We start from the raw sequence: 20,243 nt of genomic DNA, 5'->3' as shown, positions 1-20,243 counted from the left end.
ATCGATGAACATGCATACGAGCAAGACCAAGGGACAGCCCAGGATCGGTCAGCAGCACCTCGATCGCCTCATCGCCTCAGTCGGCGGCCCACGGCAGGTCGAGGACATCTATCCGTTGTCGCCGATGCAGCAGGGCATGCTGTTCCATAGCCTCTACGAGCCCGACTCCGCGCTCTACGTGATCTCGCTGGCCTGTCGGCTGGAGGGAGCGCTCGATGTCGATGCCTTCGAGCAGGCCTGGCAACTGGCGGTGGCGCGTCATGCCGTGCTGCGGAGCGCCTTTGTCGGCCAGGATCTGGCAATACAGCTACAGGTCGTCTTGCGCAGGGCTGTGCTGCCTTTCGCGCGCGAGGATTGGCGAGGCTTGCCTGCTGCCGAGCAGGAGACTCGGTTCACGGAGCTGCAGCAGGCCGAGAGGACCCGCAACTTCGATTTCGACCGCCCGCCGCTGATGCGGCTCTGCTTGATCCGAACCGGTGAGCGCGCTTACGGCCTGCTCTGGAACAGCCATCACATCCTGTTCGATGGCTGGTCGATGCCGCTGCTGCTCGATGACGTCTTTGCTGCCTACGTCGCTCTGAGCCGGCGTGAGGCGCCGCAGCTGATTCCGGTGCGTCCGTTCCGTGACTACATCGCCTGGCTGCAGCGCCAGGACATGCCGGCGGCGGAAGCCTATTGGCGGCAGCGTCTCGCAGGCTTCGACACGCCGACCTCCTTGCTCCTGGCGCGACCCCAGCCTGACGCCACGCGAAGCGAGCGTTATGCCGAGCATAGCCACGTGATCGGGACGGAGTTGACCACGCTCGAGAGCTTCGCACGCCATCACAAATTGACCATCAACACGCTGGTGCAGGGAGCCTGGGCTCTGCTGCTTGGCCGCTACTGCGACAGGGATGACGTGGTATTCGGCGTCACGGTATCAGGACGCCCAGCTGATATACCGGACGTCGAGCGCACAGTCGGCCTGTTCGTCAACACGCTGCCGCTGCGTATCGCACTGCCGCGTCATCACCATGTGCTGGATTGGCTGCGCGAGGTCCAGGCGCGCCAGACGGAGTTGCTGGAACATCAATATAGCCCGCTGTCCCTGGTCCAGCGCTGGAGCGAGGTGTCGGATGGCACACCGCTGTTCGAGAGCATTGTCGCATTCGAGAACTATCCGACGCAACTATCCGCGGTGACCGCTCTCACGCGGACCTTGCGGATCAGGAGTGTCACCACGTCCGAGCGGACCAACTATCCGCTGACCCTGCAGGTCATCGGCGAACAGTCGCTGCTGGTCAAGCTGATCTATGATGCCGAGCGGTTCGAGGCGTCGGCGATCGAACGGCTGATCGGTCATTTTGAGCAGATTTTGGATCAGATCATCGTCGATCCGGCGCGGCCGCTGTCGGCGATGTCATTACTGAGCGAGGACGAGCAGCGCCAGGTCGTGACGGAGTTCAACCCAGCGCCGGCGAGCTATTCGACAGCTGTGCTGCACGAGCTGTTTGCTGCGCAGGCTGCGCGGACGCCGGACGCGGTTGCGCTCAGCTTCGAAAGCGAGACGCTGACTTACGGTGAACTCGATCGTCGCGCCAATCAGCTAGGGCATCACCTGCAGGAACTCGGCGTCGGTCCCGAGGTCGTCGTCGGCCTTTATCTCGAGCGCTCGATCGACGCTGTGGTCGGCCTGCTCGGCATCCTCAAGGCGGGCGGCGCCTATCTACCGCTCGACCCGAGCTACCCGGCCGAGCGGCTCGCCTACATGCTTGATGATGCCAGGGCGCGGATCCTGCTCACCCAGCAAGGCCGCGGCGATCGCCTGCCTGCGAATGACGCCATCGTGGTGCAACTCGACCGCGACTGGCCAGATATCGCGCGCCATCCTGAGACGGCGCCGGCAAGCAACTGCGCGTCCGACAACCTCGCTTATGTCATCTACACGTCAGGTTCTACCGGCAAGCCCAAGGGCACGCTCATTCCCCATGATCGTGTCACCAGGTTGTTGGCTGCCACGGATGCCTGGTTCAGCTTCGGCCCAGAGGACGTCTGGACCTTGTTTCATTCGCTCGCCTTCGATTTTTCTGTCTGGGAGGTGTGGGGTGCGCTGCTCAAGGGCGGCAGGCTGGTGGTGGTGCCCTACTGGATCAGCCGGTCGCCCGATCTGTTTCATGAGCTTTTGGCGCGCGAAGGCGTCACGGTCCTCAATCAGACGCCGTCGGCCTTCGCCGGGCTGATCCGGGCCGATCGCGATGCGGCCCGGGAGCTGGCGCTCCGCTTTGTGATCTTCGGTGGCGAGGCGCTGAATTTTGCCGAGCTTGCGCCTTGGTTCGAGCGGCATGGCGACACGCAGCCACAACTCATCAATATGTACGGCATCACCGAGACCACGGTCCATGTGACCTGGCGGCCCGTCAGGCGGGCGGATGTCGAGGCCGCCGCGAGCGCGATTGGCTGCCCGATTCCCGATCTGCAGACCTACGTTCTCGACCGGGGGCTCGAACCTGCGCCGATCGGGGTTGCGGGCGAGCTTTATGTTGGCGGCGCAGGCCTTGCCCGCGGCTACCTCGGCCGGCCCGGCCTGACGGCCGAGCGCTTCGTGCCAAGCCCGTTTGCATCGGGTGAGCGGCTCTACCGTACCGGCGACCTGGTGCGTTGGAGGGCGAACGGTCAGCTCGATTATCTCGGCCGCATTGACCATCAGGTGAAGATCCGCGGTTTCCGTATCGAGCTCGGCGAGATCGAGGCAGCGATGCTGGCGCAGCCCGGGGTCGAGCGAGCAGCCGTGGTGGTACGCGACGGCACTGCCGGCAAGCAACTTGTCGCCTATGTGGTGCCGTCTCGGGATGTCGCCCTCGATGTGAGTGAGGTGCGCGCTCGACTGCAGCAATCCCTTCCGGACTACATGGTGCCTTCGACTGTGATGCGGCTCGATCGTTTGCCGCTGACCTCGAACGGCAAGCTCGATTACAATGCGCTGCCGGCGCCGGATCGGCACGGAGAGGATGACTACATTGCGCCCCGCAACGCGGCTGAACTGACATTGGCGGCTATCTTCGCCGATGTTCTCGGTGTTGATCGCGTTGGCGTCAATGACGATTTCTTCGCGCTCGGGGGACATTCACTGCTTGCGACCCAAGTGGTGGCCCGTGCACAGCAGGAACTCGCAGTCCAAGTCCCTTTGCGCACGTTGTTCGAGTCGCCCACGGTCGCAGGCTTGGCCGAGCGGCTGCAGCTCGCGCCAGCGCCATCAGCGCCACTGTTGTTGCCGGTACCGCGCGATGCGCCGTTGCTGTTGTCGCATGGTCAGGAGCGGCTTTGGTTTGTGGAGCAGCTTGGGCTTGCGGGCGGGACCTACAACATCTCGGCGGCGGTGCGGCTGGTGGGCCGGCTTGATGGCGCGGCACTGTCGGCGGCTTTGAGCGAGGTGGTTCGACGGCACGAGGTGTTGCGGACGCGGTTCGAGCCGCAGGGTGAGAGCGCGGTGCAGCGGATCGATCCGCCCTGGCAGGTCGAGCTGGAGCCGGTTGTGGTCTCCGCGGAGGAGGCGCGGCAGCGGGCGGAGCGCATCATGCAGCAGCCGTTCGACCTGGCCCGTGACCGGCTGTTGCGGGCGGCGCTGCTGCAGCTGGCGCCCGAGGACCACGTGCTGGTGCTGTCGATGCATCACGTGGTGTCGGACGGCTGGTCGATGGGGGTGCTGGTCGGGGAGGTGGAGCAGCTATATGCGGCCTTTGCGGCGGGACGTTCCTCGCCATTGCCAGCCCTGCCGATCCAATATGCCGACTATGCAGTGTGGCAGCGGCGCTGGTTGGCGGAAGAGACGCTGCAGCGGCAGCTTGGCTATTGGACGCAGCAGCTGTCCGGCGCACCGGCCGGGCTGGAGCTTGCAACCGACCGGCCGCGGCCGGCGGTGCCGAGCTTCCGCGGCGCTTTGCATCGCTTCACGATCGACGAGAGGCGCACCGTGGCGCTGTCGCAGCTGGCGCGTGCGGAGGGCGCGACCCTGTTCATGGTGCTGCTGGCGGCGTTCGACGTCGTGCTGGCGCGCTGGAGCGGCCAGGACGATGTGGTGGTGGGGACGCCGATCGCAGGACGGACACGGGCCGAGACGGAGAACCTGATCGGCTTCTTCGTCAACATGCTGGCGCTGCGCACCGATCTTGCGGGTGCGCCGTCGTTCCGCCAACTGCTGCGGCGGGTGAAGGCGACCGCGCTCGATGCCTATGCGCATCAGGACCTGCCGTTCGAGAAGCTGGTGGAGGCGCTGCATCCGGTTCGCGACCTGAGCCGGGAGCCGATCTTCCAGGTGGTGTTCGCGCTGCAGAACATGCCGCAGCGGGCAGGGCGGATGGCGGGCCTTTCCATCGAACCGTTCGCGACCGGAACGGTGGCGGCCAAGTTCGATCTGGAGCTGTCGCTGGCGGAAGCCGATGGCGCGCTACAGGGCTCGCTGGTCTATGCCGCCGATTTGTTCGAGGACAGCACGATCGCACGGCTGGTGGAGCACTTCATGCGGGTGCTGGACGGGATCGTGGCGGAGCCCGACCGACCATTGTCTGCGCTCGATCTGCTGAGCGAGGCCGAGCGGCGGCGGCTGATCGTGGACTGGAACGACACCGCGGCGAGCTACCCGCAGGATGTCTGCCTGCACGAGCTGTTCGCCGCGCATGCGGAACGCCGGCCGGATGCGGTTGCGGCGATCTGGGAAGATGACGAGCTTTGCTATGGCGAGCTCGATCGCTGCGCCAACCAGCTGGCGCATCATCTGCGCGGGCTGGGCGTCGGCCCCGACGTGATCGTCGGGCTGTGTGTGGAGCGCTCGCTGGACATGGTGGTGGGGGTGCTCGGCATCCTCAAGGCGGGCGGGGCCTATCTGCCGCTCGACCCGCGCTATCCGGCCGAGCGGCTGGCCTACATGCTGGATGATGCCAAGGTTGAGGTGCTGCTGACGCAGGAGGCGCTGCTGCAGCGCCTGCCGGCGAGCGATGCGATCGTGGTGCGGCTCGATGTCGATGGACAGGCGATTGCCGCGCATCCCGAGACGGCGCCGATGAGCGGTGTCGATGCCGATCATCTGGCCTATGTGATCTACACCTCGGGCTCGACCGGCAAGCCGAAGGGGGTGATGATCAGCCATCGCGGCATCATGAACCTTGCCGACGCGCAGCTGGCACGGCTGCCGCTGGAGGAGAGCGACCGCATCCTGCAGTTCGCCTCGATCAGCTTCGATGCGGCGGTGTGGGACCTGGTGATGAGCTGGCGGGTCGGGGCGGCGCTGGTGCTGGCGGCCCAGCACGAGCTGATGCCGGGCGAGCCGTTGCGCGAGCTGCTGCTGCGGCAGCGCATCAGCACGGTGCTGCTGCCGCCGGCGGCGCTGGCCGCCTTGCCTGTCGCCGAGTTCAAGGATCTGAAGACGCTGCTCGTCGGCGGCGAGGCCTGCTCGGCGGAGCTGTTGCGGCCATGGCTGGCGGGGCGGCAGGTATTCAACGCCTATGGTCCGACCGAAGCCAGCGTGTGCACCACCATGTTCCGCTGCGACGGCGCTGGCCGGCCGCCGATCGGCCGTCCGTTGCCGAACACCAGGAGCTATGTGCTGGACCGGCGACTGCAGCCGGTGCCGGTCGGGGTGGCCGGCGAGCTCCATATCGGCGGCATCGGTGTCGCGCGCGGCTATCTGCGGCGGCCGGGGCTGACGGCGGAGCGCTTCCTGCCGAACCCGTTCACGCCCGGCGAGCGGCTGTACCGCACCGGAGACCTGGTGCGCTGGCGCGCCGATGGCGAACTGGAGTTCTTGGGGCGGCTGGATACTCAGGTGAAGCTGCGTGGCTTCCGCATCGAGCTCGGCGAGATCGAGGCGGCGCTGTTGGCGCAGCCCGGCGTGACGCAGGCTGCAGCTGTCATACGCGAGGATGGCGCCGGCAAGCGGCTGGTGGCCTATGTGGTGGCGGATCCGGAAGCCTCGGCCGACATCAGCGAGCTGCGCCGCCAGCTGCAACAGGGGCTGCCGGACTACATGGTGCCGTCGGCGATCGTGCGGCTGGACCGGCTGCCGTTGACCCCGAACGGCAAGTTCGACCGCAACGCGTTGCCGGCGCCCGACCGCAATCGCGGGGCCGGCGAGCAGCCGCCGCGCAATCCGGTCGAGACCGTGCTGGCCGGCCTGTTCGCCGAGGTCCTCGGCCTCGACCGCGTCGGCATCAATGACAACTTCTTCGAGCTCGGAGGCCATTCGCTGCTGGCGATGCAGCTCATCGGCCAGGTGCGGGCCACGCTTGGAATTGAGCTGCCTGTCCGTGTGATCTTCACGGGACCCACGGTGGCTGACATTGCGCTGCATGTTGAAGAGGCGCTCGCCGGCGATATCGAGTCGATGACAGCCGAAGAGCTCAAGATCGCCTTGCAGGATCTGGACGATGTCAGCGCCAAGCGCGACCAATCCGAGGCCGTGATCGGGAGCATGGGATGACCAACATTGCATCGTTGCGGCGTGAACTGCTGCAGCGGCGAATGGCCGCCGCTGCCGAAGGACGGCGTGTCGTTCGGGATATCCCGTGCGCTCCGCGCGATGCGCCGTTGCTGTTGTCGCATGGTCAGGAGCGGCTTTGGTTTGTGGAGCAGCTTGGGCTTGCGGGCGGGACCTACAACATCTCGGCGGCGGTGCGGCTGGTGGGCCGGCTTGATGGCGCGGCACTGTCGGCGGCTTTGAGCGAGGTGGTTCGACGGCACGAGGTGTTGCGGACGCGGTTCGAGCCGCAGGGTGAGAGCGCGGTGCAGCGGATCGATCCGCCCTGGCAGGTCGAGCTGGAGCCGGTTGTGGTCTCCGCGGAGGAGGCGCGGCAGCGGGCGGAGCGCATCATGCAGCAGCCGTTCGACCTGGCCCGTGACCGGCTGTTGCGGGCGGCGCTGCTGCAGCTGGCGCCCGAGGACCACGTGCTGGTGCTGTCGATGCATCACGTGGTGTCGGACGGCTGGTCGATGGGGGTGCTGGTCGGGGAGGTGGAGCAGCTATATGCGGCCTTTGCGGCGGGACGTTCCTCGCCATTGCCAGCCCTGCCGATCCAATATGCCGACTATGCAGTGTGGCAGCGGCGCTGGTTGGCGGAAGAGACGCTGCAGCGGCAGCTTGGCTATTGGACGCAGCAGCTGTCCGGCGCACCGGCCGGGCTGGAGCTTGCAACCGACCGGCCGCGGCCGGCGGTGCCGAGCTTCCGCGGCGCTTTGCATCGCTTCACGATCGACGAGAGGCGCACCGTGGCGCTGTCGCAGCTGGCGCGTGCGGAGGGCGCGACCCTGTTCATGGTGCTGCTGGCGGCGTTCGACGTCGTGCTGGCGCGCTGGAGCGGCCAGGACGATGTGGTGGTGGGGACGCCGATCGCAGGACGGACACGGGCCGAGACGGAGAACCTGATCGGCTTCTTCGTCAACATGCTGGCGCTGCGCACCGATCTTGCGGGTGCGCCGTCGTTCCGCCAACTGCTGCGGCGGGTGAAGGCGACCGCGCTCGATGCCTATGCGCATCAGGACCTGCCGTTCGAGAAGCTGGTGGAGGCGCTGCATCCGGTTCGCGACCTGAGCCGGGAGCCGATCTTCCAGGTGGTGTTCGCGCTGCAGAACATGCCGCAGCGGGCAGGGCGGATGGCGGGCCTTTCCATCGAACCGTTCGCGACCGGAACGGTGGCGGCCAAGTTCGATCTGGAGCTGTCGCTGGCGGAAGCCGATGGCGCGCTACAGGGCTCGCTGGTCTATGCCGCCGATTTGTTCGAGGACAGCACGATCGCACGGCTGGTGGAGCACTTCATGCGGGTGCTGGACGGGATCGTGGCGGAGCCCGACCGACCATTGTCTGCGCTCGATCTGCTGAGCGAGGCCGAGCGGCGGCGGCTGATCGTGGACTGGAACGACACCGCGGCGAGCTACCCGCAGGATGTCTGCCTGCACGAGCTGTTCGCCGCGCATGCGGAACGCCGGCCGGATGCGGTTGCGGCGATCTGGGAAGATGACGAGCTTTGCTATGGCGAGCTCGATCGCTGCGCCAACCAGCTGGCGCATCATCTGCGCGGGCTGGGCGTCGGCCCCGACGTGATCGTCGGGCTGTGTGTGGAGCGCTCGCTGGACATGGTGGTGGGGGTGCTCGGCATCCTCAAGGCGGGCGGGGCCTATCTGCCGCTCGACCCGCGCTATCCGGCCGAGCGGCTGGCCTACATGCTGGATGATGCCAAGGTTGAGGTGCTGCTGACGCAGGAGGCGCTGCTGCAGCGCCTGCCGGCGAGCGATGCGATCGTGGTGCGGCTCGATGTCGATGGACAGGCGATTGCCGCGCATCCCGAGACGGCGCCGATGAGCGGTGTCGATGCCGATCATCTGGCCTATGTGATCTACACCTCGGGCTCGACCGGCAAGCCGAAGGGGGTGATGATCAGCCATCGCGGCATCATGAACCTTGCCGACGCGCAGCTGGCACGGCTGCCGCTGGAGGAGAGCGACCGCATCCTGCAGTTCGCCTCGATCAGCTTCGATGCGGCGGTGTGGGACCTGGTGATGAGCTGGCGGGTCGGGGCGGCGCTGGTGCTGGCGGCCCAGCACGAGCTGATGCCGGGCGAGCCGTTGCGCGAGCTGCTGCTGCGGCAGCGCATCAGCACGGTGCTGCTGCCGCCGGCGGCGCTGGCCGCCTTGCCTGTCGCCGAGTTCAAGGATCTGAAGACGCTGCTCGTCGGCGGCGAGGCCTGCTCGGCGGAGCTGTTGCGGCCATGGCTGGCGGGGCGGCAGGTATTCAACGCCTATGGTCCGACCGAAGCCAGCGTGTGCACCACCATGTTCCGCTGCGACGGCGCTGGCCGGCCGCCGATCGGCCGTCCGTTGCCGAACACCAGGAGCTATGTGCTGGACCGGCGACTGCAGCCGGTGCCGGTCGGGGTGGCCGGCGAGCTCCATATCGGCGGCATCGGTGTCGCGCGCGGCTATCTGCGGCGGCCGGGGCTGACGGCGGAGCGCTTCCTGCCGAACCCGTTCACGCCCGGCGAGCGGCTGTACCGCACCGGAGACCTGGTGCGCTGGCGCGCCGATGGCGAACTGGAGTTCTTGGGGCGGCTGGATACTCAGGTGAAGCTGCGTGGCTTCCGCATCGAGCTCGGCGAGATCGAGGCGGCGCTGTTGGCGCAGCCCGGCGTGACGCAGGCTGCAGCTGTCATACGCGAGGATGGCGCCGGCAAGCGGCTGGTGGCCTATGTGGTGGCGGATCCGGAAGCCTCGGCCGACATCAGCGAGCTGCGCCGCCAGCTGCAACAGGGGCTGCCGGACTACATGGTGCCGTCGGCGATCGTGCGGCTGGACCGGCTGCCGTTGACCCCGAACGGCAAGTTCGACCGCAACGCGTTGCCGGCGCCCGACCGCAATCGCGGGGCCGGCGAGCAGCCGCCGCGCAATCCGGTCGAGACCGTGCTGGCCGGCCTGTTCGCCGAGGTCCTCGGCCTCGACCGCGTCGGCATCAATGACAACTTCTTCGAGCTCGGAGGCGACTCGATCCAATCCATGCAACTCGTCTCGCGTGCGCGCGCCAGCGGTGTGACGATCACGCCGCGGCAGATCTTTCAATACCAGACCGTCGCGACACTGGCCCAGGTCGCGGATCGATCGCAAATTGTCGTCGATGTCGATAGCGCGCCGGACCGTGCACCTTTGACTCCGATTCAGCGCTGGTTCTTCGAACAGCCGGGACCGATCAACCACTTCAACCAGTCTGTCCTGCTTGAAGTGCCGGCTGATATCAAACAGGCTCACCTCGAGCGCGCGCTCGCATCGCTCCTGATCCATCACGATGCGCTGCGCAGCCGATTTGTCCGAGAGGAGGCCGGCTGGCGGCAGCAGCTTTTGCCGGTTGATGAGGTCTCCGTCACGCTCTCACATTTCGATTTGGCGGAGCTCGCCCCCGCCGCGCGAATATCTCAGCTGGAAATTGCAGCGACCGCGCTTCAGCAAGGTCTCGACCCCAGCGCCGGCCGGCTGGTTGTTGCCGCCTGGTTCGATTTCGGTGCCGAGGCCCCCGGCAGGCTTCTGTTCATCATCCACCATCTCGTCGTCGACGGCGTGTCCTGGCGCATCCTGATCGAGGATTTCATGGCCGGCTACGATCAGCTCGAACGCCGCGAGACGATCACTCTTGCCAACAAAACCACTTCGTTCGGGACATGGGCCACACGAATTTCAAGCCATGCGCACTCGGCGGAAGTATTGGACGAACTCGATTTTTGGACCGCCACCTGTCGGGATGCGCCGGAATTTCCGACCGACCACGCCGTTGATTTCAGCTTTGCAACCTATGGTGAAACCGAAGGTCTGACGACAGGATTGTCTGCTGAAGACACTGAAGCGCTGCTCACGATCGTGCCGAAGGCCTATCATACTCGTATCAACGACGCTCTGCTCGCAGCGCTCGCCGTCGCACTGACCGATTGGCGTGCGGCCCGAGGCGAGACCGAGACCGCGACGCTTGTCGATCTTGAGGGCCACGGTCGTGAAGACATGGTTGCGGCCGTAGATCTGTCGCGGACCGTCGGTTGGTTCACCACCATGTTTCCGGTTCGGCTCGATGCGGGACAACTGGACGTTGCCGATTTCAGGGATGGCGGCTTGGCGGCAGGCATCGCGCTCAGGCGCATCAAGGAGCATCTTCGCCGGGTACCCCAAGGTGGCATCGGCTGGGGATTGTTGCGCTATCTCAACGACGAGACCGTGGACGTCTTGCGATCGCTGCCACGAGCCGCGATCAGCTTCAACTATCTCGGACGCTTCGATGAAACCACGGAGCAAGGCTGGCGTCTCGCGGGCGAGAGTTCGGGCGTTCAGATCGCACCGGAGCGGGGCAGGGACCATCTGCTCGAGGTGGTGGCGCTCATCAGTGGCGCCAGGCTGAAGCTCGAGTGGCGCTGGTGGCCGGCGGCGCATGATCGGGCCTCGATCGACGATCTGGCCGAGCGCTTCACGGCAGCCTTGCGCGGGGTGATCCGCCACTGCGCTGCACGCCCGTTAGGGCAATTTACACCGTCCGATTTCTCGTTGGTTCGCCTCGACGAGGCGCGGCTTGCTGCCCTGCAGCAGCACTATCCCGATATCGAAGACATCTGGCCGCTCGGGCCGATGCAGCGGATCATGCTGGCGCACGCCCGGCGGTCACCGGATAGCGTAGCTTATCACGAGCAGATCTGGCTGCATCTGGAAGGCGAGCTCGATTGTGCTGCGTTAGAGGCAGCATGGTACGAATTGGCGGCTCGGCATCCTGCGTTGCGCGTCGCCTTTCCGGACGACGAGGGGGAGCCATTGCAGGTCGTGCGGCGGAACGCAAAGCCGCGCTGGTCCGCCACTGACAATTCGGTGGCCGCGGCTGACATTGCCGAGCAGCATCTGCAGGAGTTTCTCTCCGAGGATCGAAAGCAGGGGCTCGATCTTGCTGCGGGAGACGTGCTGCGTGCGAGCCTTCTGCGCCACGCGTCCACACAGCACACCCTGGTTCTGAGCTTTCACCATCTGCTCCTCGATGGTTGGTCGATTGCGCCTCTGTTGCGGGAGTTCATGGACCTCTATCTCGCCGCGCGCGGAGTTCGCTCGGCCATGCCTGTACCCAGATCGTTTCGCGACTATCTCGCCTGGCTCGTCTCCGCCGATCAAATCGCTAGCCGTGCGTTCTGGCTCGACCGCCTGGAAGGTGCAGCCTTGCCCTATCGGTTGAATTTGCCGCCAGGTGATCCAACAGCTCCGGCCGATGCATGCGCGGAGCATCGCGCGATACTCTTGGAGCGGTTGACCGCACGGCTCCAGGCCACAGCCCAAACTCAGCACCTGACAATGAATACCCTTGTTCAGGGCGCGTGGATTTTGGCTCTCGTGCGTCAAGCAAACAAGAACGAGATCGTGTTCGGCATGACGACCGCTGTCCGCCCCGGCGAATTGCCCGGCGTCGAGCAGATCCTGGGATTGTGCACCAACATCCTGCCGCGGCGTATTCATATAGATCCGGGAATGCTCGTGACGGATTGGCTGACGGATTTGCAGGTTCGGCAGGCCGAGGAACAGGTGTACGACCGAAGTCTGTTGAGCGACATTCAACATTGGGTCGGTGTGCCGTCGGACCAGGCTCTGTTCGAATCGGTCGTTGTCTTTGAGAACTATCCGACCGGGAGTTCGCTTGCGAGCAGCACAGCTGTGCCGCCGGCTGAAGTCAGGGTCACCGCGACCGGCAGCTTCGAAGCGGGCATTGATTTTCCATTATGCCTCGTGATTGCACCGGCCGCGCGGCTGGGCTTCCGGCTGGTCTTCAGCCCGCATCGCTTTGATGCGACGGCGATGAAATGTTTGTTGGACGATGTGGTTGAACTGCTGATGGCGATCGCCGCCGATCCCAAGTTGCCTCTTGCGATGTTTCGGCGAGACGTTCCAGCGCTCGGCGCAAGGCAAAGCCAACGAACCGCGCGGGTCGATCCGGTTACACAGCTATGACGCCGAGCAGCACGCGCGGCGCGCCGAGCACCGCCTTGCCGAACGCTGCGGCCACCCGGACGGAAGCAGCGTCGGTTGAAGATCGGTCGGCAGCAGTGCGACTGACGGCAGCCGAGCGGTCCAACTCGACCGGCGAGGCGCCGCTATGGCGGGAGATGGTGCGGTTTGCGATCCCGCAGACTGCAAGTGCGGCGCTGCAATTGCTGTCCGGCACGATCACGGCCATCTATTTCGGCCAACTCCTTGGGTCATCGGCGCTGGCCGTTGCGTCCGCATTCTTTCCGATCTTCTTTCTCCTCGTCTCCTTTCTGATCGGGCTGATTTCCGGTGGCGTCGTGCTGGTCGCGCGGGCCCATGGGGCAGGGGACATTCTTCAAGTCAAAAGCGCCGCTGGAACGACGCTTTCTGTCTGCGCCTTGCTCAGCGTTGCCGTCGCGATCGTTGGCTATCGCATCTCTCCGGAGTTGCTCGAGATCATGGCCACGCCGCAAGACATCATGACCTCCGCCATCGACTATGCGCGCGTGACCTTCATCTCGTTGCCTGCGGTGACGTTGGTCTTTGCGTATATGTTTCTTTTGCGCGGCACGAGTGACGTGCAAACACCGCTTCTGGTTATGGTCATCTACATCGGTATCACGCTGGTGCTGACGCCGGCCATGATCCAGGGGTGGTGCGGACTGCCGCAGCTTGGCGTGACGAGTGCTCCATGGGCGAGCTTCATCGCCTGCGCCATATCGCTGCCGTGCCTCATCGTCTATCTGCGCGTGCGGCGGCATCCTATGGCTGTCGACCGGGAGTTCCTGCGTCGGCTTCGTATCGATTCCAAGATCGCTGCGCCGTTTTTCGGAATCGGCGTGCCCGGCGGGATCCAGACCGCGGTGACCTCGCTGTCGGAAGTGGCGATGGTCGCACTGATCAACCCGTTCGGATCGAGCGCGACTGCGGCTTATGGCGCCGTCAATCAGGTGGTCGGATATCTGCTCGTGCCCATGCAGGCGTTCGGGCTCGCCGCGACAGTTTTTGCTGCACAGGCGATCGGTGCAGGCAAGCCCGACCGCCTGGGAAAGGTCACGCGGATCGCAATCACGCTCGACCTGGCCGTAGGAATTTCGACGGTGATCGCGCTCGGCGTGTTTTCGCGGGCGGTTCTATCGTGGTTCGTGGTCGATCCCGCAACATTGGCGATTGCCGAGCGCGCGCTGCTGATCTCGCTGTGGAGCTATGTGCTCGCGGGTGTCAGCGAGGTTCTTGCCGGCGTCATGCGCTCGACCGGAACGGTCGTCTGGCCAACAGTGATTGCATTGGCCGGGATCTGGCTGGTGCAATTGCCGGCTGCCGATCTGCTGTCGCGTTGGGTTGGGCTGGAGGGCGTCTGGATGGGGTATCCGGCGGGCTTCACTGCGGCGCTCGTCGTGCAACTGGCGTACTACGGATTGATCTGGCGGGGACGAAGTCGCGGGTAAGGGCGGGGCGCATGCCTTCGCTTCAGCAGTTTTCTCAGTCGGAACATGCGGCGATGACCAGGACGCGTTTGCGAGATTGAGCCGCCTTGTGCATTGCGCGCGCTGCGCGATGCGGGGTTATCCAGAAATATTCACAGGCGTCGCAAAAAGTTCTTGTGTCGAATGCGGCATCGCACTATCACCCCGCCACGCCAGCCGGACATCACTGATGACTGAGGCCTGAACTTTCGGGACGAAGTTATTTTCTGGTTGGCCCTTGACGATCTCGGAAAATAAGCTATGTGAAGCGCCCCGGCTTTCGGGACTTCCTCGCTACCGAAATAATCGAGGTTGAAGCTCTTCGCAGCCTTTATGGCTTCGAAGCGCAGGCTGTTTGACAAGTGAAGATGAAGAAAGAGAAACGTGGACGGCGGAGTCCTTGCGGGTCTTGGGGTTGAGAGCTTCGGCTTTTGGTTCTGAGATCGGACGAGAAGACTTCGGCGGACAATGTTTCAAAGGTAACACCATGATCATTTGCGCTGTGAAGCGTGGGTGATTGATAGGTGGGACCTCGTCAAACGTTGTGATCAGCCGGTTCAAAGCTTCAAGTTCAACTTGAGAGTTTGATCCTGGCTCAGAGCGAACGCTGGCGGCAGGCTTAACACATGCAAGTCGAGCGGGCGTAGCAATACGTCAGCGGCAGACGGGTGAGTAACGCGTGGGAACGTACCTTTTGGTTCGGAACAACACAGGGAAACTTGTGCTAATACCGGATAAGCCCTTACGGGGAAAGATTTATCGCCGAAAGATCGGCCCGCGTCTGATTAGCTAGTTGGTGGGGTAAAGGCCCACCAAGGCGACGATCAGTAGCTGGTCTGAGAGGATGATCAGCCACATTGGGACTGAGACACGGCCCAAACTCCTACGGGAGGCAGCAGTGGGGAATATTGGACAATGGGCGCAAGCCTGATCCAGCCATGCCGCGTGAGTGATGAAGGCCCTAGGGTTGTAAAGCTCTTTTGTGCGGGAAGATAATGACGGTACCGCAAGAATAAGCCCCGGCTAACTTCGTGCCAGCAGCCGCGGTAATACGAAGGGGGCTAGCGTTGCTCGGAATCACTGGGCGTAAAGGGTGCGTAGGCGGGTCTTTAAGTCAGGGGTGAAATCCTGGAGCTCAACTCCAGAACTGCCTTTGATACTGAAGATCTTGAGTTCGGGAGAGGTGAGTGGAACTGCGAGTGTAGAGGTGAAATTCGTAGATATTCGCAAGAACACCAGTGGCGAAGGCGGCTCACTGGCCCGATACTGACGCTGAGGCACGAAAGCGTGGGGAGCAAACAGGATTAGATACCCTGGTAGTCCACGCCGTAAACGATGAATGCCAGCCGTTGGTGGGTTTACTCACCAGTGGCGCAGCTAACGCTTTAAGCATTCCGCCTGGGGAGTACGGTCGCAAGATTAAAACTCAAAGGAATTGACGGGGGCCCGCACAAGCGGTGGAGCATGTGGTTTAATTCGACGCAACGCGCAGAACCTTACCAGCCCTTGACATGTCTGGGACCGGTCGCAGAGATGTGACCTTCTCTTCGGAGCCCGGAACACAGGTGCTGCATGGCTGTCGTCAGCTCGTGTCGTGAGATGTTGGGTTAAGTCCCGCAACGAGCGCAACCCCCGTCCTTAGTTGCTACCATTTAGTTGAGCACTCTAAGGAGACTGCCGGTGATAAGCCGCGAGGAAGGTGGGGATGACGTCAAGTCCTCATGGCCCTTACGGGCTGGGCTACACACGTGCTACAATGGCGGTGACAGTGGGAAGCTAAGGGGCAACCCTTCGCAAATCTCAAAAAGCCGTCTCAGTTCGGATTGGGCTCTGCAACTCGAGCCCATGAAGTTGGAATCGCTAGTAATCGTGGATCAGCACGCCACGGTGAATACGTTCCCGGGCCTTGTACACACCGCCCGTCACACCATGGGAGTTGGCTTTACCTGAAGGCGGTGCGCTAACCAGCAATGGAGGCAGCCGACCACGGTAGGGTCAGCGACTGGGGTGAAGTCGTAACAAGGTAGCCGTAGGGGAACCTGCGGCTGGATCACCTCCTTTCTAAGGATGATCCTTCAGTGAACATCACGTTCACTATCGGATCGTTTTAGAAACATTCAGGGGCCATCACGATCGCCAGATCCTGATGAGCTCCATTGGCGGGATTTCGCCGTCTTCGTTTCTCTTTCTTCGCGGACGAACACGCGCCAGGGGCTGAGCGCAACGATCGGGCGCGACAGCGTCGTGGATCGCGGCACCGCAGGCCTCGTTAAGCGTTAAGGGCTTGTAGCTCAGTTGGTTAGAGCGCGCGCTTGATAAGCGTGAGGTCGGAAGTTCAAGTCTTCCCAGGCCCACCACTTTTCTGGCGCAGCATGGCATTCGTCTTCTGGTTACGGGGCCATAGCTCAGCTGGGAGAGCGCGTGCTTTGCAAGCATGAGGTCGTCGGTTCGATCCCGTCTGGCTCCACCAGATGGTTTGATTGCCGGTCGGCAGCTTGAGAGAGCGCAGGTTCGACATCGTCCGCGAGACACCAATTCGCATCTCATTGTCCTCACCAGGACTTGAGGCTGCGTGTTATCTGACATCGTGAAGAGGAGATCGATCCGAGTTGGGATCGTGCAGGCTGAGGGCATTCACTCGAGCAATCGAGCGGGAGCTTTCGGCATTAAACTGTGCGTGACCTTCACTATCTCCGGGCCGTTTCGGCGCAAGACGGAAGCTGTGAAGCTTTCGTGTTGTTGTAAACGGCTCTGTTAGCGAAGCTTGACCGCCTCGCTATCGGTTCGATCTTAAGAAGCAAGCTGGTCTTTCTAAATCAGTGTCCGCGCCGCCTTGACGCCTGTCCTTCGGGAGAGGTGAGGGCGGTGAACATTCTGCCGAGTGTGTGGACATTGATGATGAGAGCAATCAAGTGCCTTAAGGGTGTTCGGTGGATGCCTTGGCGCTGAGAGGCGATGAAGGACGTGCTACGCTGCGATAAGCCGTGGGGAGCTGCGAAGAAGCTTTGATCCGCGGATTTCCGAATGGGGAAACCCACCTTCGATAGCCGGAACTCCAAGACCTTGGTTTTGGAGTTTGATCAGATACTGAGAGAATTCGAGGCCGTGAGGTCTTGGATTTCCGGTTATCAAGAGAAGGTATGAGACTTCTGAATACATAGGAGGTTTCAAGCGAACCCAGGGAACTGAAACATCTAAGTACCTGGAGGAAAGGACATCAACCGAGACTCCGCTAGTAGTGGCGAGCGAACGCGGACCAGGCCAGTCATGAATGAACGACAACCAGAACCTGTCAGGAAAGCAGGGCCTCAGAGGGTGATAGCCCCGTATGGGTAATTCAATCATTCATGCTCGAGTAAGGCGGGACACGTGCAATCCTGTCTGAACATGGGGGGACCACCCTCCAAGCCTAAGTACTCCTCAGCGACCGATAGTGAACCAGTACCGTGAGGGAAAGGTGAAAAGCACCCCGACGAGGGGAGTGAAATAGACCTGAAACCGGACACCTACAAACAGACGGAGCCCAAGATGCGTTCTGGGTGACGTCGTACCTTTTGTATTATGGGCCAGCGACTTAATTTAACGAGCAAGCTTAAGCCGATAGGCGTAGGCGCAGCGAAAGCGAGTCTGAATAGGGCGCCAAGTTCGTTGTATTAGACCCGAAACCTAGTGATCTAGCCATGAGCAGGTTGAAGGTGAGGTAACACTCACTGGAGGACCGAACGGGTGCCTGTTGAAAAAGGCTCCGATGACTTGTGGTTAGGGGTGAAAGGCCAATCAAACTGGGAAATAGCTGGTTCTCCGCGAAAGATATTTAGGTATCGCCTCGGACGAATACCTCAGGGGGTAGAGCACTGGATGGGCTAGGGGGACTTACCGTCTTACCAAACCCAACCAAACTCCGAATACCTGAGAGTACTATCCGGGAGTCACACGGCGGGTGCTAACGTCCGTCGTGGAGAGGGAAACAACCCTGACCTACAGCTAAGGCCCCCAATTCGTGGCTAAGTGGGAAAGGATGTGGAAATCCCAAAACAACCAGGAGGTTGGCTTAGAAGCAGCCATCCTTTAAAGAAAGCGTAACAGCTCACTGGTCTAAATAAGGGTTTCTGCGCCGAAGATGTAACGGGGCTCAAGCCACGAGCCGAAGCTTAGGGTGCATCGCAAGATGCGCGGTAGCGGAGCGTTCTGTAAGCCTGCGAAGGGCGACTCGTGAGAGCGCCTGGAGGTATCAGAAGTGCGAATGCTGGCATGAGTAACGACAAACACTGTGAAAGACAGTGTCGCCGAAAGTCCAAGGGTTCCTGCGTAAAGTTAATCTTCGCAGGGTTAGCCGGTCCCTAAGGCGAGGCCGAAAGGCGTAGTCGATGGGAATGCAGTGAATATTCTGCAGCCAGTGGATGGTGACGAATCCCGTGTGTTGTCCGACCTTAACGGATTGGTCGGGCCTCGAAGGGGTTCCAGGAAATAGCCTCCACATCAGACCGTACCCGAAACCGACACAGGTGGACTGGTAGAGTATACCAAGGCGCTTGAGAGAACTATGTTGAAGGAACTCGGCAATTTACCTCCGTAACTTCGGGATAAGGAGGCCCATTGTATGCGCAAGCATGCAGTGGGGGCACAGACCAGGGGGTGGCAACTGTTTAACAAAAACACAGGGCTCTGCGAAATCGTAAGATGACGTATAGGGTCTGACGCCTGCCCGGTGCCGGAAGGTTAAGAGGAGAGGTGCAAGCCTTGAATCGAAGCCCCGGTAAACGGCGGCCGTAACTATAACGGTCCTAAGGTAGCGAAATTCCTTGTCGGGTAAGTTCCGACCTGCACGAATGGCGTAATGACTTCCCCGCTGTCTCCAACATAGACTCAGTGAAATTGAATTCCCCGTGAAGATGCGGGGTTCCTGCGGTCAGACGGAAAGACCCCGTGCACCTTTACTGTAGCTTTGCGCTGGTATTCGTGACTGTTTGTGTAGAATAGGTGGTAGGCTTTGAAGCTCGGGCGCCAGCTCGGGTGGAGCCGCAATGTGAAATACCACCCTAATGGTTATGGATATCTAACCGCATCCCGTCATCCGGGATCGGGACAGCGCATGGTGGGCAGTTTGACTGGGGCGGTCGCCTCCCAAAGAGTAACGGAGGCGTGCGAAGGTAGGCTCAGAACGGTCGGAAATCGTTCGTCGAGTATAATGGCAAAAGCCTGCCTGACTGCGAGATCTACGAATCGAGCAGAGACGAAAGTCGGTCATAGTGATCCGGTGGTCCCGCGTGGATGGGCCATCGCTCAACGGATAAAAGGTACGCCGGGGATAACAGGCTGATGACGCCCAAGAGTCCATATCGACGGCGTCGTTTGGCACCTCGATGTCGGCTCATCACATCCTGGGGCTGGAGAAGGTCCCAAGGGTTCGGCTGTTCGCCGATTAAAGTGGTACGTGAGCTGGGTTCAGAACGTCGTGAGACAGTTCGGTCCCTATCTGCCGTGGGTGTTGGAATGTTGAGAGGATTTGCCCCTAGTACGAGAGGACCGGGGTGAACGTACCTCTGGTGGAGCTGTTGTCGCGCCAGCGGCAGTGCAGCATAGCTATGTACGGACGGGATAACCGCTGAAGGCATCTAAGCGGGAAACCCACCTCAAAACGAGCATTCCCTTGAGAACCGTGGAAGACGACCACGTTGATAGGCCGGATGTGGAAGTGCAGTAATGCATGCAGCTTACCGGTACTAATCGTTCGATCGGCTTGATTGCTCTCATTGTCAGTGTCCATTTGGACCTCGATCGCATCGCGATCGAACAGCTTGCTTCTTACCCGTTGTCCTTCGCCGGCCTGGTGGTCTTAGCGAGGAGCCTGAACCCGATCCCATCCCGAACTCGGCCGTTAAACTCCTCAGCGCCAATGGTACTAAGGCTCAAGCCTTGGGAGAGTAGGTCGCCGCCAGGCCTGCAAAGGACAATCCAACACCTCTTCACAAACCCCACATCAAAACCGCCGCGAAGGAAACCCCTCCGCGGCGGTTTCGTTTTGGCAATTTGTCAAATGGACTCGGATGAGTAATCGGTGCTTCGGATTCCGAACATTCGCTCGCAGCAGCCTTCATCCGATTCGTTTGCGGCCTTGCCGGCCCAGACGCGGTGATGCGGATGGTGGCCGCGGCGGGCAGTGCCAAGCAGCGAGCGCGCTCGGCCCCGGTCGATAAAGTCGATAAAGCGGAAGTTGACCGGCGCGCAGCCGCCATAAGGTCGCCTCATCCGGGTGACGCGTCTCGCGAAACTCTCTGGAACCGA

General features: G+C 62.2%; 3 protein-coding genes, 2 tRNA genes and 3 rRNA genes. All 8 read left to right on the top strand.

Going from position 1 to position 20,243, the window contains the following annotated elements; all coding sequences use genetic code 11:
* The first annotated feature begins 4 nt into the window (after positions 1–4).
* The 8 genes from QX071_RS33945 (at position 5) to rrf (ending at position 19,899) form a co-directional block, all read left to right on the top strand.
* Positions 5–6,451: a non-ribosomal peptide synthetase gene (locus QX071_RS33945; protein ID WP_315707328.1), complete on the top strand. Its 6,447-nt coding sequence runs from the start codon at positions 5–7 to the stop codon at positions 6,449–6,451.
* Entirely contained in the window at positions 6,448–12,474 is a 6,027-nt protein-coding gene (locus QX071_RS33940; RefSeq protein ID WP_315707327.1) for a non-ribosomal peptide synthetase, read from the top strand. Before QX071_RS33945 ends, QX071_RS33940 begins: the two co-directional genes overlap by 4 nt.
* Before the next feature lie 95 nt (positions 12,475–12,569).
* A complete protein-coding gene (locus QX071_RS33935) occupies positions 12,570–13,940 on the top strand; it encodes an MATE family efflux transporter (RefSeq protein ID WP_315707325.1) in 1,371 nt (456 codons plus the stop codon).
* A 590-nt stretch (positions 13,941–14,530) separates the two neighbouring features.
* Positions 14,531–16,019, top strand: a 16S ribosomal RNA gene (locus tag QX071_RS33930).
* A 219-nt stretch (positions 16,020–16,238) separates the two neighbouring features.
* Positions 16,239–16,315, top strand: a tRNA-Ile gene (locus QX071_RS33925).
* A 37-nt stretch (positions 16,316–16,352) separates the two neighbouring features.
* Positions 16,353–16,428: transfer RNA gene (locus tag QX071_RS33920), tRNA-Ala, on the top strand.
* Positions 16,429–16,864: 436 nt separating this feature from the next.
* Positions 16,865–19,706: ribosomal RNA gene (locus QX071_RS33915) — 23S ribosomal RNA — on the top strand.
* Between the two features lie 78 nt (positions 19,707–19,784).
* Positions 19,785–19,899, top strand: a 5S ribosomal RNA gene (rrf, locus tag QX071_RS33910).
* Together the 16S, 23S and 5S rRNA genes with 2 tRNA genes alongside form the textbook arrangement of a ribosomal RNA operon.
* The last annotated feature ends 344 nt before the right edge of the window (positions 19,900–20,243 follow it).

Origin of the sequence: Bradyrhizobium sp. SZCCHNS1022, assembly GCF_032484835.1 — a bacterium.
Lineage (GTDB): Bacteria > Pseudomonadota > Alphaproteobacteria > Rhizobiales > Xanthobacteraceae > Bradyrhizobium.
This window is presented reverse-complemented; position numbering and strand designations above follow the sequence as displayed.

Coding starts and splice junctions, on each gene's coding strand:
- QX071_RS33945 (WP_315707328.1), top strand. CDS start 5: ATGAACATGCATACGAGCAAGACCAAGGGACAGCCCAGGATCGGTCAG.
- QX071_RS33940 (WP_315707327.1), top strand. CDS start 6,448: ATGACCAACATTGCATCGTTGCGGCGTGAACTGCTGCAGCGGCGAATG.